Here is a 14,163-nt window from a genome sequence, read left to right as displayed (position 1 = left end):
GCAGGCGCTGCCGGCGTCGGAGCGCATTGCGCGCGGCGCCTACCTGGCCCGCGCCGGCGACTGCATGGCCTGTCACACGAGCCGGGGCGGCGCCCAGTATGCGGGTGGGCGCGCGCTGGAAACGCCGTTCGGCGCCGTGGTCGCGCCCAACATCACGCAGGACGTGGCGACCGGCATCGGTGCCTGGAGTGCCGACGATTTCTGGAACGCCCTGCACAACGGCCGCGCGCGCGACGGCCGCCTGCTGTACCCGGCCTTCCCGTACACCAGCTACACCTACGTCACGCGCGACGACGCCGATGCGCTGTATGCCTACTTCAAGACGATACCGGCCGTGCGCCAGCCGAACCAGCCGCACCGACTGCGCTTCCCGTATAACCAGCAGGTCGCGCTGGCGGCCTGGCGCGCGTTGTACTTCCGTCCCGCCGTGTTCGAGCCGGCACCGGCCCAGTCGAAAGAGTGGAACCGGGGTGCCTACCTGGTGCAGGGGCTGGGCCATTGCGCCGCCTGCCACAGCGCCCGCAATGTGCTGGGCGGCAGCGACGACAGGCTGTCCGGCGGGCTGGTGCCGATGCTGGGCTGGTATGCGCCGTCGCTGACGGCCGACAGCGAGGCAGGCCTGGGCGACTGGCCGGTGGACGATATCGTGCAGCTGCTGCACACGGGCGTGTCGAACCGCGCCGCCGTGTTCGGGCCGATGGCCGAGGTGGTGCGCGAGAGCCTGCAGCACCTGAGGGAAGACGACGTGCGGGCCATGGCCGTGTATCTGAAATCGCTGCCGCAGCAGGATGCAGCGGCGGCGCCCTACAAGCGCTCGGAGGCGCCCGAGGCGGTGGCGCAGCTGGCGGCAGGCGCGAAGCTGTATGGCGCGCACTGTGCGGAATGCCACGGCGCGGCCGGCGAAGGCAAGGGCCTGGCGTATCCGCCGCTGGCGGGCAACCGGGCGCTGACGATGCAGGATGCGGCGAACCCGATCCGCATCGTGCTCAACGGCGGCTTCCCGCCCGGCACGCGCGGCAATCCGCGTCCCTACGGCATGCCGCCGTTCGGCCATGTGCTGGGCGACGCCGAGGTGGCGCAGGTGGTGTCGTACCTGCGCAGTGCCTGGGGCAACAACGCCCCGCCCGTCGCCAGCGGGGACGTCAACCGCTACCGTTCCGTGCCGCTGGAATAAAGCCGATGCTGGCCTGCGCTCAGCGGGGGTAGGTAAAGCCGGTGCGGATATCCATCGGCACCAGTCGGCCGCCCTCGCGCACCGTCAGGCGCTGCGGCGGCTCGTCGCCGGCCAGCGCGCCCGGCTTGACGAGCAGGCCTTCGCCCTTGCGCAGGGCCGGGTCGCACCGCTCGTACACGTTCGGGCAACCCGTCGCGGCCAGCAATGCCTGCACGATGGGTACCTTCCACATGTCCACGCCGCCGGCATTGAACTGGCAGACCAGGTAACCGCTCGCACCGCCGTACGCCTGCACGACGAGACCGGGCAGGCCGTCCTTCTCGCCGTCCACCAGCAGGACCAGCGCCTGCGGATCGGGGCTGCCGCTGCCGCGCTTGGCGATGGCGGCCTGCACGCGCCGCTTCATCATGGCGTGGTCGATCGGCTCGTCCTCGCGCAGGGTCCAGACCCGGGCGGCGATCTGCGTGGCCTTGGCGTTGTAGGCGGCACGGGCCAGGAACTGGCGCGACGAAGACTGCACGATGGCCGTCGCGCCGGGCTTGTTGCGCTCCTGCGGCTTGCCGTCGACCTTGTCGATGGCGGAAGGGTAGATCCACGGGTCGCCGGCCAGGATGCTCTTCTCCTTGCCCTGTTTGATGGTGATGATCAGCATGGGACACTTTCATTGGGGGACGCGCATCATACATTACCTTGACGATGATGACCGGACAGCGGCGGCGCCGGAACAGTCGCAGCAGAGCGCATTCTGTCCCGCATTCCGTGCACTCCGTCGCACGCCTGATGCCGCGCCGGCGTGGCTGTTCTACCATGCCTTATCGAACAGGAGACAAGCCATGCCAAGCAAAGTATTCAAGAAACTGACCCTCGCCGCCGCGGCGGCTGCCCTGCTGCTGCCGCTGGTGGCGCCTCACGCATCGCCGCTGGACTGGTTCAGCGGCGAGCGTGTGAAGGGCAGCGGCAACGTGGTGAAGGAGAACCGCCAGGTCGCCGCCTTCCATGGCGTGGCGCTGTCCGTGCCGGGCCATGTGGAAGTGCATACCGGTGCCGGCGAGGGCGTCACCGTCGAGGTGGACGACAATGTGCTGCCGCTGATCGAGACGGTGGTGGAAAACGGCGTGCTGAAGATCCGACCCGTCAAGCGCAACCAGTCGGTCGACGTGCGCGGGCTGAAGGTGGTGGTGCAGGCGCGCGAGATCGACAGCCTGGCGGTGGCCGGCTCGGGCAAGCTGAGCGCATCGCGCCTGCGTGGCGACCGGGTCAACCTGGAACTGGCAGGTTCCGGCACGATCGACGCGGGCCAGATCGAGGCCCGCGCCGTCAGCGTGGCCGGCGCCGGCAGCGGCAAGATCACGGCCGTCGGCACGGCCGATACCGTCAAGGTGTCCATCGCCGGCTCGGGCAAGGCCGACGCCTCGCAGCTGCAGGCGAAAAAGGTCGAGGCCAGCGTCAGCGGCTCGGGCCAGGTGCTCGTCACGGCCACCCAGTCGCTGGCCGCCGCCATCACCGGATCCGGCAATATCGCCTACCACGGCGACCCGCAGGTCAGCCGCGCCGTCACCGGCTCGGGCACCATCCGCCGCCTGGGCGACGCCCCTTGAGCGTCGACGCTTTTCCATAAAACCCCTTTCCGCCTGCCCGGCAACACCCGTCGCCGGGCAGGCGCCCTCTTCCGACGCGCCTACAAATCGAACTTCAGTTCCGCCACGACGGTGCGCTGCGTGTACGGGTGAAATGCCCAGTACTTCTCGCCGTTCAGGTTGTCGACACCGACGGCCCCGCTCCAGTGCCGGTCGAAACGGTAGCGCAGCCGCGTGTCCGCCACCAGGTAGTCCGACACGCCCATGTACGTCAGGCCATTGCGGTCGCTGTTGTCCAGCGAACCGAACTGCCGGCCGCTGTAGCGCAGCCCGAAGGTGCCGGTCCAGCTGTCGTTCCACTGCCAGGAAGCGAGCAGGTTGGCGCGCCAGCGCGGCACGCGGGGCTGGCGCTTGCCGACCGAGGCCCGGTTGGCATCGTTTTCCACGATGCGCGAATCGGCGTATGTCAGGCTGCTGTTGACGGTGAATCCCCGCCACAGCACATTGTCGGCCTGCTGCGCCAGTTCGACGCCGTTCGTGCGGATGCGGCCCACGTTCTGCACCGTGCTGACGGTGGCCGTCAGCGGCTGCGAATACAGGGCGTCGCGCGTGGTCTCGTGGAACCACGTGGCGCGCACGGTGCCCGCCCCCGTCATGCGCTCGGCCGTCAGCTCGCCCGTCCACGATCGCTCGGCACGCAGGTTGGGGTCCGTGTTGACGATCTGCTCGTCCACGATGGAACCCTGGAACAGCTCCGCCGCGGTTGGGTTGCGCACGGCCCGGCCGCCAGACGCCTTGATGGTCCAGTCGTCGCCGGCGCGCCACGCCAGCGCCGCCTTGGGTGACCAGCTCGTTTCCTTGCGGGCGCCGAAGGGCAGCAGGCCGCCGCCGGCCGCCGACATTTCGCCGCCGAAGGCCTGCCACCGCTCCAGCCGGACGCCCAGGGTGGCCTTCCATCGCTCGTCGATGCGCCACGTGTCCTGCGCATAAAGGCTTTCCAGCCGCGTCTGGCCATTGAAGGTGGACACGGGCCGGCCCGCCGTGCCGGCGATCCAGTCGGCGCTGTTGACGACGCGCGTGCGCAGCCTGGCAGCGTCGCGCTGCACGCCGATGTCCACCACGTGCGCGGGGCCGGGCCGCCACGCGCCCTTCAGCGCAACCGTGTTCCAGCCGCTGCCTTTCATATCCGTCACATTGCCGGCGCCGGGGCTGTCGATGCCGGCGGCGAAGACGGTGGGCGTGCGTACCAGGTCCTTGCGGTAGTCATACTGGCTGATCGCCACCTCCCAATCGAAGACGTCCTTCGCATGGCGCTTGAGCGAGACGCCGTGCATCAGGTGTTCCAGCGCGCCCCGCGACGGCGCGAAGTCGGACGGCAGCAAGGTGTAGCGCCGCCCGTCCACGGCGATGACGCCGGCGGTCACCGCATTGCCGGCGCCGTCGCGCAGGTAGGATTGACTGGTGCGCTCGGCATCGTTGCGCCACCAGCCCAAGGTATAACTGGCGCGCAGCACGGGCGTGACGTCGTAGGCCAGCTTGACCTTCGCATGGTCCTGCACCGTGCGGACCTGGTTGGTGGCGCCCAGGATCAGCCAATCCCGGTCCGAGGCATTGCGGCCCGGGATCGCACCCGTGACAGGCGTCGCGTCGGCCGTGCCGGCGTTGCCGCTCGAGACCAGCTTGTTGGCGAAGCCGATGGGCTGGCCATCGCTGTCGAGCCGGGCCACGTCGACCCACCAGGCGAACGCGCCGACCCGGTCGCCCAGCGAGGCGCTGCCCTGCTTGCCGTAATAATTGTCGCGCGTGCCGTACTGCTTGAAGCGCTGGGCGAAGCCGGCCAGCCGCACATGGCCTTCGAGTTTGCTCGGCATGCGCGTCTGGTAGTCGACCACGGCACCCACCGAGTTGCCGGGATAGGCGGCCGAGAACGGGCCGTACAGCACGTCGACCCGCTCGATCTCCTCGGGCGTGACCATGCCCCAGCGGGGCGTGTACGTGGCGCCGTTGCCCAGCAAATTGGACAGCAGGATGCCGTCCGCGTAGACCAGCGAGCGGGCGCTGTTGCCCGTGCCGGATGCGCGGCTGGCCAGCACGGCATGGTCGTAGTCGCCCGTGAAGCGCTTGCGCACGTTCAGGCTGGGCAGGTATTTCAGCGCGTCCTCGCTGTCGAAGGCATTGATGCGCGCCTCGATCTGGGCCGCCGTGATCCCTTCGATGGTGGTGGGGATCTGCGCCGGCAGCGACGTCGGGCGCCCGCCCTGGATGGTGACGACATCCCGGGTAGCGACGTCGCCCGCCTGGGCATCGGCAAATGTCGGGACGAGCGCCGCCGCTGCCGTCAGCGCGGCAGGAAAAAACACGAACTTCATGGCGGCCCCTTAGTGCGCGGCGTGCGGGCTGTAGGTCAGGGGCCGCACGGGCACCTGGACCTCGACGTTGTCGCGCGTTTTGTCCTTCTTCTCGAACACGAGCGTGACGGGCACGGTCTCGCCCTCCTTCAGCTGGCGCTTCAACTGCATCAGCATGATGTGGTAGCCGCCGGAGGCCAGCGCCACCGGCTTACCGGCCGGCAGGTCGATGGCCGCGACGGGCGCCATCGACATGCGGTTGTCCTGCATCGACATCTGGTGCAGTTCGGCGCTGCCGGCAACGGGGCTGGTCACGCCGACGAGGCGCACGTCCTGGTTTGATACCAGCTGCATGAACGCGCCGGAGCTCTTCGCGGCCGGCACGGTGGCGCGGGCCCACGGGTCCTTGACGGTGACCTGGGCGATGGCGGGAAGGGACAGGGCGGCCAGCACGGCCGCGAGCATTGCGCGTTGAATGGTTTGCATGGTGACTCCGAAAATTGTGGGAAGGTGCGGCCAAGGGCCGCGGCACAAGATCAGGCGTCGGCGGGCGGTCCGCGCGGGTGGGCGGCGACCCAGACCTGCAGGGGCCGGGGCGCGTGGTAGAACAGGAAGGGCCGTTCGGCCGGCAGCGCGGCGAACGGCAGCGCCTGCAACATGGCCGGCGGCATGCCGAGCGGGCCGGCGTTGGGCAGGCAGTAGCCGCAATCGGCCATCGCCATCGGTTTCGCGGGCGCGGGCGCGGGCACCTTGGACGACAGTGAACGGCCGCGGTCCGTCAGGGCCAGGAAGGTAGCCTGGTCCAGTTCGCCGCTGCCGGACAGCCGGGTGCCGTCGTTCAGGCAGATTTCCCAGCCGCGCCCCGTTGCATCGTCCAGGGCCAGTGCATGCGACACGGCCGGGGCGAGCGCGTTCAGCAGGATCGCGCAGCACGCGATCCAGACCTGCAGCAGTCGTCGGCTCGAAGTCTTCATGGCGCGAATTATAGCCCGCCCGGCGCGAAAGCGCGGCGCTGCAGGCGCACCGTTTGGGCGGTAAGATGGCGGGCTCTGTCGAAAGGAAGCCCATGCAAGACCCCCAACACGCCGGCGCCGTGGATGCCGTCATCGACCGCGCGCTCGAGCGGCAGAAAATCGTCGGCGCCGTCGTACTGGCCATGCGCGGTGGCGACATCGTCTACCGCCGCGCCGCCGGCCACGCCGATCGCGAAGCGGCGGTGCCGATGCGCAAGGACGCGCTGTTCCTGTTCGCGTCGATGACCAAGCCGCTGGTGGCCGTCACGGCGCTGCGCCTGATGGAACAGGGCTTCCTGCAACTGCACGACACCGTCGCGCAGTGGCTGCCCCACTTCCGCCCCGCCCTGCCGGACGGCAGCGTGCCGGACATCACCGTGCACCAGCTGCTGACGCATACGGCCGGCCTGTCGTACGCCTTCATCGAAGCCGAGGACGGGCCATACCGCCGCGCCGGCGTGTCCTCGGGACTGGACCAGCCGGGCCTGTCGCTGGAAGAGAACCTGGCGCGCATCGCCGGCGTGCCGCTGGCGTACGCGCCCGGCAGCGCGTGGCGCTATTCAGTGGCGATGGATGTCCTGGGGGCGGTACTGGAAGCGGCAGCCGGCAAGGCGCTGCCGGCGCTGGTGGAACAGTATGTGGCGGCGCCGCTGGGCATGCGCGACACGGGCTTCCACGTGGCCGACGAGTCGCGCCTGGTGGTGCACTACCTGAACGACAAGCCGGCGCCACGGCCGATGGACCTTGACGCCGCCACGCGCTCGGGCGTGGGCATCGCCCGCTTCGCGCCGCGCCGCATCTTCGACGCCGCCTCGTATCCTTCAGGCGGCGCCGGCATGGCGGGCAGCGCGCCGGACTTCATGCGCCTGCTGCTGTCGCTGCGGGGCGAAAACCGCGACCTGCTGGAGATAGCCCGGGTCGACCGCACCGGCACGGGCGCGGCCACGCAGGGCGCGGGCTGGGGTTTCGGCTACCTGGGCGCCGTGCTGGGGGACCCGGCGCCGACGCACACGCCGCAGCGTCCCGGCACCGTGCAATGGGGCGGCGCCTACGGGCACCACTGGTTCTTCGATGCCGACACCGACCTGGCCCTGGTCAGCCTGACCAATACGACCTTCGAAGGCATGTCGGGCGCCTTCCCCCGCGACGTGCGCAATGCGCTGTACAGGGAGTTCGGACGCCAGCGGGGTGCTTGGGAAGCCTAGCGCTCGCTCTTCCACACTTCGCGCTCGACCTGCACCGTCTCGACGCCGTCGGTCAGCCAGATCTGGCCGTCCTGGATCGTGCACTGCAGCTGCATCGTGCGCTGGGCCATCTTCTCCAGCGCCGTCGTCGCTTCCGACGGCAGGTTGATGACGGTCAGGTTCTTGGCCCGTTCGACCTTGTTCGCGATGCCCTTCCACCAGATCGCGCTGGCCGTGCTGTAGCAGTAGACGATCACGTGTTCGGAGCGCCCGCACCCCTTCAGGATGCGGCGCTCTTCCGGCTGGCCGATCTCGATCCACAACTGGATCGCGTCCGTCAGGTCCTTGTCCCACAGGTCCGGTTCCTCGACGTCGAACATGCCCTTGGTGAAGGCCAGCGAGTCGTTGGCGTGGATGGCGAAGGCCAGCAGCCGCACCATCATGCGCTCGTCCGTTTCGGACGGGTGGCGCGCCAGGGTCAGGATATGGGTGCCGTAGTAATTGCGGTCCATGTCCGCGATGGACAGTTCCGCCTTGTAGATCGTTGCCTTGATTGCCATTGAAGTCGTGAGAAAAAACGTTATTTGAAGATGACGGTACGGTCGCCGTTCTGCAGGATGCGGTGCTCGACGAACCATTTGACGGCCCGCGCCAGCACCACGCACTCGACGTCGCGGCCGATGGCCGACAGGGTCTCGCCGTCCATCGCGTGATCGACCCGCTCGACATCCTGCTCGATGATGGGGCCTTCGTCCAGGTCGCCCGTGACGAAGTGGGCGGTGGCGCCGATCAGCTTGACGCCGCGCTTGTGGGCCTGGGCATACGGACGTGCCCCCTTGAAGCTGGGCAGGAAGGAATGGTGGATATTGATGGCCTTGCCCTTCAGGCGGGCGCACAGCTCGGGCGACAGGATCTGCATGTAGCGCGCCAGCACCACCAGGTCGACCTTGTGGTTGTCCATCAGCTCGACGATGCGCGCTTCCTGGGCCGCCTTGGCCGCCTCGGGCGCGCCGGCCGCCAGCGGCAGGTGGTGGAACGGGATGTTGTAGCTGGCTGCCAGCTGGTAGAAGTCCATGTGGTTCGACACGATGGCGGGAATCTCCACCGGCAGCAGGCCGCTCTTGTAGCGGAACAGCAGGTCGTTCAGGCAGTGGCCGATCTTCGACACCATCAGCAGCACGCGCGGCTTGGCGGCGGCGTCGTGCAGGTTCCAGTCCAGCCGCAGCGCCTCGCCCAGCAGGGCGAATTCGGCGCGCAGCTGCTCATCGGCGACGGCGGCGTCCTCGGCGGCGAAATGCACGCGCATGAAGAAGCGCTGGGTCTCCTGGTCGCCGAACTGGGCCGAGTCGATGATGTTGCAGCCGTGTTCGGCAAGAAACCCGGACACGCGGTGCACGATGCCGCGCTGGTCGGGACAGGAAAGCGTCAGGATGTATTCGGGATGCGTCATGGCCGTGGCTCGGAGGGAAGTCTGGTCATCAGTAAGGAGCGGTATTGTCGCATGAACCGCGCCGGCGCAGATAAACCGGGCGGCGGTGGGGGGCGCCGGCCCGCCCGCAATCGTCCTATACTGGACCGACGTTATCAAGGCAGCTGCCGCGTGCCCGCCGGGCCGCGCGGCGCGGATTTTCCCACCTATCCACGAAAACGGAGGAGCCACCCATGACTACCGAACCGAAAGATGCCGTTCCCCTGCCGCATGCCGGCGACCATCCCGCCGCGCGCATGCCGCGGGCGGAAAACACCACCGCCAACGATGCCGTCGCGCTGCTCACGAGCGACCACGACAAGGCCAAGCAACTGTTCTGCGAATACGAGCGGCTGGCCCGCATCGGCGACGTCAGCCTGAAGGCCGACCTGGCGCTGCAACTGTGCATGGAACTGACGATCCATACGCAGATCGAGGAAGAACTGTTCTACCCCGCCTTCCTGAACGACACGGGCGAACGCAAGCAGGTCGAGGAAGCCATCCAGGAGCATGCGGAAGCGAAGGAACTGATCGCCCATATCCAGGGCATGTCGGGCGACGATCCGGACCTGGACAGCACCATGGCCCTGCTGCGCCGTGCCGTCGAGCACCATGTGATGGAAGAGGAACAGTCGATGTTCCCGCAGGCGCGCCAGTCCGACGTCGACCTGCTGCGCCTGCGCGAGCAGCTGGCCGACCGCAAGGAACAACTCGAGCACGATGCGGGCGCCGCCCCGCTGCGCAGCGGCACGCGGGAAGCCGTCGGCGAACGCTCGGCCATCGGCAAGGCCGATTCCTGACGCGACGGCCGGCGTGCCTGCGGGCCGCCGGCCGTTCCACCCTGATGCGCATGCCGGAACTTAAGCAGGACCACCTTCTCTAACCAGACGAAGCGGCGACCTGCCGCTTCGCGGGCCGGACCCTTGTGTCCGGATTGCAATCTTCGCGGAGAGAGGTGAAACATGGCTACAAATCAGGGTGAAGGAAACAGGGGCGAAGGCCGCGCGGCACAAGGGGCCGGCAGCGGCAACAGCCAGCGGGCCGAGAACGCGACGGGGCAGAAAACCCCCGCCAAACGGGGCTTTGCCGCCATGGACGAGGCCACGCAACGTCAGATCGCCAGCAAGGGAGGACAGGCCGCACACCAGAAAGGCACTGCGCACGAATTCGACTCCGAAGAAGCCCGTCGTGCCGGTCAAAAAGGTGGCGAGGCGGTCAGCCGCGACCGCGAACACATGGCTGAAATCGGCCGCAAGGGCGGTGAGAGCCGCCAGTCGGCCAACCGGGGCGCCCGTCAGGGCGCCAAGGAAGAAAAGAGCTGACCCCAGCCCTCCTCCCCAGTAAATCTCCAGCGCCGGTGCACCGGCGCGCCTTGCATCATCGGCACCGACTGCATGCGCGCCCGGGCGTGCATGCAGTCGGTGTCATCCACGGCAACGGGTCATCCCCGGTTCGCAGCGCAGCACGAATCGCCCCAAAACAGCGCGCGCCCCAGGCGTGGCGCCCTGGCCGGGGTGCATGATGCAGCGCACGGTATCAACGCGTTTTTATTGTCTGCGTTACAATCATTTCACCTTACTTTCAAAGAGGCAGACATGAACGAGCAACAACAGCAAGACGCACTGAAGACCCCAACCGACCTGGGCAAGAAAGCCCGCAAGGAAGTGGCCGAAGGCCTGAACGCGCTCCTGGCCGATACGTTCACGCTCTACGTCAAGTGCAAGAATTTCCACTGGCACGTCAGCGGTCCCCATTTCCGCTCGCACCACCTGCTGCTGGACGAGCAGGCCGCCGCCATCTACGCCATGCTCGACCCCATCGCCGAACGGGTGCGCAAGCTGGGCGGCACGACGATCCGTTCGATCAAGCATATCGCGCAGCTGCAGCGCATTCAGGACAACGACAAGGAATACGTCGACGCCACGGCCATGCTGGAAGAGCTGCGCGCCGACAACCAGCTGCTCGTCAAGTCCATGCGTGAAGTGCACGAAGTGTGCGACGAAGACCACGACATCGCCACGGCCAGCCTGCTGGAAAACTGGATCGACGAAGCCGAGGAACGCATCTGGTTCCTGTTCGAATCGACCCGCGGCGTGTAAGACACCCGCAAAAAAAGCCGGCGCCGCGCCGGCTTTTTTTCGTTCTCGACGCCCGCTACCCCACCCCGAGAATGACGCTGCTGGCCTTGAACAGTGCCGTGGCCGCCATCCCCTCCGTCAGTTCCAGCCTTTCCTCGCTGTCGCGCGTCACCGTTGCGCCAATGGTGCCGCCGCCGGGCAGCGCGATCGTCACGTCCGAATTCACGGCGCCCGTCTGCACGCGGGCGATGCGGCCGGCCAGCCGGTTGCGCGCCGACAGCCGGCTGGCGTCGCCGTCGACCGCCACGATGATCGACGAGGCCTTGACCAGCGCGAACGCGGCCGCGCCAGGTGCCAGGCCCAGGCTTTGCGTGCTGGCGTGCGTGACGATGGCAACGATGCGCTGGCCGCCGACGATGGACAGCACCACTTCGTCGTTGACGGCCCCTGCAGTGACGGCCTCGACGGTGCCGAAGAACTGGTTGCGCGCGCTGGTTTTCATCGTCATGGTCCGCATCAATTGAAAGTCATCGGCCAGCGCCGCGTCGAGCAGGCCCGGTTGCTGCCGGCCCAACTGCGCGATGAACAGGCGGTGCGCCGCTTCCAGCTGGCGGAAGTTCTGCACCAGGCGCGTTCCCCGCGCCGTCAATCGCGTGCCGCCGCCGCCCCGGCCGCCCGCCAGGCGCTCGACCAGCGGCTCGCCGGCCAGGTTGTTCATCGTCTCGACGGCATCCCAGGCCGCCTTGTAGCTCATCTTGACGGCCTTGGCCGCCTGCGTGATCGAGCCGTGTTCGGCAATGCTGGCCAACAGGGCCACGCGGTCCGGCCCGCCCAGGTGCCGGCCGTTCATCGTCAGCCACAGCTTGCCGTGCAGCGCCAGCGCGCCGTCGTCGTTCATCGTTCCCTCTTCTGCTGGCTGGTCCATGGGTCAGGTCCTGTAAAACGTTCATCGACGATGGCGCCATCGGCCATCGTCAATACCTGGCCGCCGAAGGTGGCGGCATCGTCCGGGTCGTGCGTGATCACGAGCATGGGAATGTCGAGGCGGCGCTGCAAGGCATCGAGTTCCTGGCGCATGCGCACGCGCAGCGCCGGGTCGAGCGCGGCGAAAGGCTCGTCCAGCAGCAGCGCATCCGGTTCGGCGATCAGCGCGCGCGCCAGCGCCACCCGCTGGCGCTGGCCGCCCGACAGCTGCTCCGGCAGCTGCTGGGCCACCGCTTCCAGCCCGAACGCTTCGAGCCAGTAGTCGACGGCCGCGCTATCGCCCCGCCGGGGCGGATTGCGCCAGCCCCGCTGCAGGCCGAAACCGACATTCTGGCGCACGTTCAGGTGGGGGAACAGCGCATAGTCCTGGAAGAGGTAGCCCACGCGACGCCGCTGCGGCGAAATATCGATGCCGGCAGCGGCGTCGAACAGGACGCGCCCGGCCAGTTCGATGCGCCCCGTGTGCGGTCGCATCAGGCCTGCAATGGCCTTGAGCATCTGGCTCTTGCCCGCGCCCGAGGCGCCGTAGATCACGACTCGCCGACCCGGCGCCGTGAACCGTGCGCGCAGCTCGAAGGTGCGCGCGCCGGAACGCAAGGTGGCGGCGATATCGACGGCGATCGTCATGCCACCACCACGCGCCGCGGCGCCAGCCGGCTCGCCACCACCAGCACCAGCACGCAGGTGACGGAGGTGATCAGCACAAGCAGGTTGGCCGTGTCGTCCTGGCCCGCCTGCACGGCTTCGTAGACGGCGATCGACAGGGTCTGCGTCTTGCCGGGAATGCTGCCGGCCACCATCAGGGTGGCACCGAACTCGCCCATCGTGCGGGCAAAGGCCAGCAGGGTCCCGGCCAGCACGCCGCGCCAGGCCAGCGGCAGGGTCACGCGCAGGAACACGCCGACCCCGGACACGCCCAGCACGCGCGCGGCCTGCTCGAGCTGCGGGTCGACCGTCTCGAACGCGGAGCGGGCGCCCTTGAGCACGAGGGGGAAGGCGACGACGGCGGCGGCGACGACGGCAGCCTGCCACGTGAAAATGAGGTTGATGCCGAAGCTGTCGTGCAGCCAGGCGCCGAGCGGGCCGCTCCGGCCGATCACCACCAGCAGGTAGTAGCCCAGCACCGTGGGCGGCATCACCATCGGCAGGGTCAGCAGGGCGTCCAGCAGCTCGCGGCCGGGAAAGCGCACGCGCGCCAGCAGGTAGCCGACCGCCACGCCCAGCACGAGGTCGATGCCGGTGGCCCACAGCGCCACCTTCAGCGACAGGGCAAGCGCCGTCAGGGCCGGTTCCGTCATGGGCGCCCGAAGCCGTATTTGACGAGGACGGCCTGCCCGGCCGGCGACAGCGCATAGGCGGCAAAGCGGCGCGCCAGTTGCGGCTGCGGCGCGCCGGCCAGCACGGCGATCGGATAGGTGACGGGCGTGGCGGTGGGCACGTTCAGCACGACCTTGACCTTGTCCTTCCGCGCCATCACGTCGGTGGCGTAGACGAAGCCGCCGTCGACTTCGCCCCGCGCCACGTAGTCCAGGCTCTGGCGCACCGAAGCGCCGTAGACGAATTTGCCTTCCAGCTGCGCCCACACGCCGGCCTGTATCAAGGCCTCCTTCGCGTAACGGCCGATCGGCACGCTGGCCGGATTGCCCATGGTCAGTCGCTGCACGCCCGAGACGTTCAGGTCGGCCAGGCCGGCCACCTTGACGTTGCTGGCGGCCGGGACGACCAGCACCACGGTGTTGGTGGCGAAGTCGCGGCGGGTGCCCGGGGCCAGCAGCTTGAGCCGCTCGGCCTTGTCCATCGCATCCTGGTCGGCCGAGGCGAACACGTCGACCGGTGCGCCCTTGGCAATCTGCTGCACGAGGGGGTCGGAGGCGGCGAAGTTCAGCAGCACCCGCTCGCCCGGATGGGCTGCGGCAAAGGACTGGGCCAGCTCGCGGAAGGCATTGGTCAGGCTGGCTGCGGCCGAGACGGTGATTTCGGCCGACCGGGCCGGCATCGCCACGGCAAAAGCCGCGGTCACGGCGCACAACAGCAGTTTTCGCATGGTGGGGATAGGGTCCAAGGGCGGTCAAAGCGCAATATACCTGATTATATAGCGCTGCCAGGGTCGTCGTATGCGCGATGCGTATAACGATAATCGTTGCTGGCCTATAAGTGGCGCTGCTAGAATCATTTATCCTTTGGCAAGCACCACCATCCCCGGCGCCTGCCGCCCGATCGCGCCCCGCCTATCCGGCCCGCAGCCCGCATCTTCCGTGTCGCCTCTCTCGTGCAGTCCCACCATGCGGCCCCGCCGCCTTACAGGAAACCATCATGCCCAATACCGTCCTCGCCTTC

At 68.3% G+C, this 14,163-nt stretch carries 16 protein-coding genes; 6 read left to right on the top strand and 10 right to left on the bottom strand.

Annotated features, from left to right (window positions below):
• Positions 1 to 1,174, top strand: a 1,174-nt coding sequence (locus tag GM672_RS19125) for a c-type cytochrome (protein WP_155472127.1), incomplete at its 5' end; no start/stop codon positions are given.
• A gap of 19 nt (positions 1,175 to 1,193) precedes the next feature.
• Here the strand turns inward: GM672_RS19125 and GM672_RS19120 are convergent.
• Positions 1,194 to 1,826, bottom strand: a complete 633-nt coding sequence (locus GM672_RS19120) for a class I SAM-dependent rRNA methyltransferase (protein WP_155472126.1) — start codon at positions 1,824 to 1,826, stop codon at positions 1,194 to 1,196.
• A gap of 181 nt (positions 1,827 to 2,007) precedes the next feature.
• Between GM672_RS19120 and GM672_RS19115 the strand changes: the two genes are divergently transcribed.
• Positions 2,008 to 2,772, top strand: a complete 765-nt coding sequence (locus tag GM672_RS19115; RefSeq protein ID WP_170300144.1) for a head GIN domain-containing protein — start codon at positions 2,008 to 2,010, stop codon at positions 2,770 to 2,772.
• An 80-nt stretch (positions 2,773 to 2,852) separates the two neighbouring features.
• On the opposite strand, the gene GM672_RS19110 is transcribed toward GM672_RS19115, so the two are convergent.
• From GM672_RS19110 to GM672_RS19100, 3 genes are read right to left on the bottom strand one after another with little or no spacing between them, the layout of a single operon-like run.
• On the bottom strand, positions 2,853 to 5,120 hold the full coding sequence (locus tag GM672_RS19110; protein ID WP_155472124.1) for a TonB-dependent receptor: 2,268 nt from the start codon (positions 5,118 to 5,120) through the stop codon (positions 2,853 to 2,855).
• 9 nt (positions 5,121 to 5,129) lie between these two features.
• The gene (locus GM672_RS19105) at positions 5,130 to 5,585 is read right to left on the bottom strand and encodes a copper chaperone PCu(A)C (RefSeq protein WP_155472123.1); all 456 of its coding nucleotides are present in this window, start codon (positions 5,583 to 5,585) and stop codon (positions 5,130 to 5,132) included.
• A 50-nt stretch (positions 5,586 to 5,635) separates the two neighbouring features.
• Complete coding sequence (locus GM672_RS19100) at positions 5,636 to 6,073, bottom strand: DUF2946 domain-containing protein (RefSeq protein WP_155472122.1); 438 nt, start codon at positions 6,071 to 6,073, stop codon at positions 5,636 to 5,638.
• A 92-nt stretch (positions 6,074 to 6,165) separates the two neighbouring features.
• Between GM672_RS19100 and GM672_RS19095 the strand changes: the two genes are divergently transcribed.
• On the top strand, positions 6,166 to 7,317 hold the full coding sequence (locus GM672_RS19095) for a serine hydrolase domain-containing protein (protein WP_229417816.1): 1,152 nt from the start codon (positions 6,166 to 6,168) through the stop codon (positions 7,315 to 7,317).
• Here the strand turns inward: GM672_RS19095 and GM672_RS19090 are convergent.
• Positions 7,314 to 7,856 carry a YaeQ family protein gene (locus tag GM672_RS19090; RefSeq protein WP_155472120.1) on the bottom strand — a complete coding sequence of 181 codons (543 nt, stop codon included), beginning with the start codon at positions 7,854 to 7,856 and terminating at the stop codon, positions 7,314 to 7,316. The two genes, GM672_RS19095 and GM672_RS19090, sit on opposite strands and share 4 nt — an antisense overlap.
• Before the next feature lie 20 nt (positions 7,857 to 7,876).
• Positions 7,877 to 8,746, bottom strand: a complete 870-nt coding sequence (purU, locus tag GM672_RS19085) for a formyltetrahydrofolate deformylase (RefSeq protein ID WP_155472119.1) — start codon at positions 8,744 to 8,746, stop codon at positions 7,877 to 7,879.
• A gap of 212 nt (positions 8,747 to 8,958) precedes the next feature.
• On the opposite strand from purU, the gene GM672_RS19080 reads away from it, so the two are divergent.
• The 3 genes from GM672_RS19080 to GM672_RS19070 all read left to right on the top strand — a co-directional run bounded on the left by GM672_RS19080 (position 8,959) and on the right by GM672_RS19070 (position 10,863).
• Positions 8,959 to 9,564, top strand: a complete 606-nt coding sequence (locus tag GM672_RS19080) for a hemerythrin domain-containing protein (RefSeq protein WP_155472118.1) — start codon at positions 8,959 to 8,961, stop codon at positions 9,562 to 9,564.
• A gap of 162 nt (positions 9,565 to 9,726) precedes the next feature.
• Complete coding sequence (locus GM672_RS28965; protein ID WP_211517392.1) at positions 9,727 to 10,086, top strand: KGG domain-containing protein; 360 nt, start codon at positions 9,727 to 9,729, stop codon at positions 10,084 to 10,086.
• A gap of 273 nt (positions 10,087 to 10,359) precedes the next feature.
• Positions 10,360 to 10,863 carry a Dps family protein gene (locus tag GM672_RS19070; protein ID WP_155472117.1) on the top strand — a complete coding sequence of 168 codons (504 nt, stop codon included), beginning with the start codon at positions 10,360 to 10,362 and terminating at the stop codon, positions 10,861 to 10,863.
• Positions 10,864 to 10,918: 55 nt separating this feature from the next.
• Here GM672_RS19070 and GM672_RS19065 read toward each other — a convergent pair whose 3' ends face one another.
• The 4 genes from GM672_RS19065 to modA are packed head-to-tail and all read right to left on the bottom strand — an operon-like array spanning position 10,919 to position 13,870.
• Positions 10,919 to 11,767 carry a TOBE domain-containing protein gene (locus GM672_RS19065; protein ID WP_229417815.1) on the bottom strand — a complete coding sequence of 283 codons (849 nt, stop codon included), beginning with the start codon at positions 11,765 to 11,767 and terminating at the stop codon, positions 10,919 to 10,921.
• Positions 11,737 to 12,453, bottom strand: a complete 717-nt coding sequence (locus tag GM672_RS19060) for an ATP-binding cassette domain-containing protein (protein ID WP_155472116.1) — start codon at positions 12,451 to 12,453, stop codon at positions 11,737 to 11,739. The genes GM672_RS19065 and GM672_RS19060 overlap by 31 nt, the downstream gene beginning before the upstream one ends.
• Positions 12,450 to 13,124: a molybdate ABC transporter permease subunit gene (gene modB / locus GM672_RS19055; RefSeq protein ID WP_155472115.1), complete on the bottom strand. Its 675-nt coding sequence runs from the start codon at positions 13,122 to 13,124 to the stop codon at positions 12,450 to 12,452. The genes GM672_RS19060 and modB overlap by 4 nt, the downstream gene beginning before the upstream one ends.
• Positions 13,121 to 13,870: a molybdate ABC transporter substrate-binding protein gene (gene modA, locus GM672_RS19050; RefSeq protein ID WP_155472114.1), complete on the bottom strand. Its 750-nt coding sequence runs from the start codon at positions 13,868 to 13,870 to the stop codon at positions 13,121 to 13,123. The genes modB and modA overlap by 4 nt, the downstream gene beginning before the upstream one ends.
• Positions 13,871 to 14,163 lie beyond the last annotated feature (293 nt).

This window comes from Pseudoduganella buxea, assembly GCF_009720835.1.
Taxonomy (GTDB): domain Bacteria; phylum Pseudomonadota; class Gammaproteobacteria; order Burkholderiales; family Burkholderiaceae_D; genus Rugamonas; species Rugamonas buxea.
The sequence above is the reverse complement of the archived record's forward strand: the minus strand, read 5'-3'. Positions and strand labels throughout refer to the sequence as shown.

Coding starts and splice junctions, on each gene's coding strand:
- GM672_RS19120 (WP_155472126.1), bottom strand. CDS start 1,826: ATGCTGATCATCACCATCAAACAGGGCAAGGAGAAGAGCATCCTGGCC.
- GM672_RS19115 (WP_170300144.1), top strand. CDS start 2,008: ATGCCAAGCAAAGTATTCAAGAAACTGACCCTCGCCGCCGCGGCGGCT.
- GM672_RS19110 (WP_155472124.1), bottom strand. CDS start 5,120: ATGAAGTTCGTGTTTTTTCCTGCCGCGCTGACGGCAGCGGCGGCGCTC.
- GM672_RS19105 (WP_155472123.1), bottom strand. CDS start 5,585: ATGCAAACCATTCAACGCGCAATGCTCGCGGCCGTGCTGGCCGCCCTG.
- GM672_RS19100 (WP_155472122.1), bottom strand. CDS start 6,073: ATGAAGACTTCGAGCCGACGACTGCTGCAGGTCTGGATCGCGTGCTGC.
- GM672_RS19095 (WP_229417816.1), top strand. CDS start 6,166: ATGCAAGACCCCCAACACGCCGGCGCCGTGGATGCCGTCATCGACCGC.
- GM672_RS19090 (WP_155472120.1), bottom strand. CDS start 7,856: ATGGCAATCAAGGCAACGATCTACAAGGCGGAACTGTCCATCGCGGAC.
- purU (WP_155472119.1), bottom strand. CDS start 8,746: ATGACGCATCCCGAATACATCCTGACGCTTTCCTGTCCCGACCAGCGC.
- GM672_RS19080 (WP_155472118.1), top strand. CDS start 8,959: ATGACTACCGAACCGAAAGATGCCGTTCCCCTGCCGCATGCCGGCGAC.
- GM672_RS28965 (WP_211517392.1), top strand. CDS start 9,727: ATGGCTACAAATCAGGGTGAAGGAAACAGGGGCGAAGGCCGCGCGGCA.
- GM672_RS19070 (WP_155472117.1), top strand. CDS start 10,360: ATGAACGAGCAACAACAGCAAGACGCACTGAAGACCCCAACCGACCTG.
- GM672_RS19065 (WP_229417815.1), bottom strand. CDS start 11,767: ATGGACCAGCCAGCAGAAGAGGGAACGATGAACGACGACGGCGCGCTG.
- GM672_RS19060 (WP_155472116.1), bottom strand. CDS start 12,453: ATGACGATCGCCGTCGATATCGCCGCCACCTTGCGTTCCGGCGCGCGC.
- modB (WP_155472115.1), bottom strand. CDS start 13,124: ATGACGGAACCGGCCCTGACGGCGCTTGCCCTGTCGCTGAAGGTGGCG.
- modA (WP_155472114.1), bottom strand. CDS start 13,870: ATGCGAAAACTGCTGTTGTGCGCCGTGACCGCGGCTTTTGCCGTGGCG.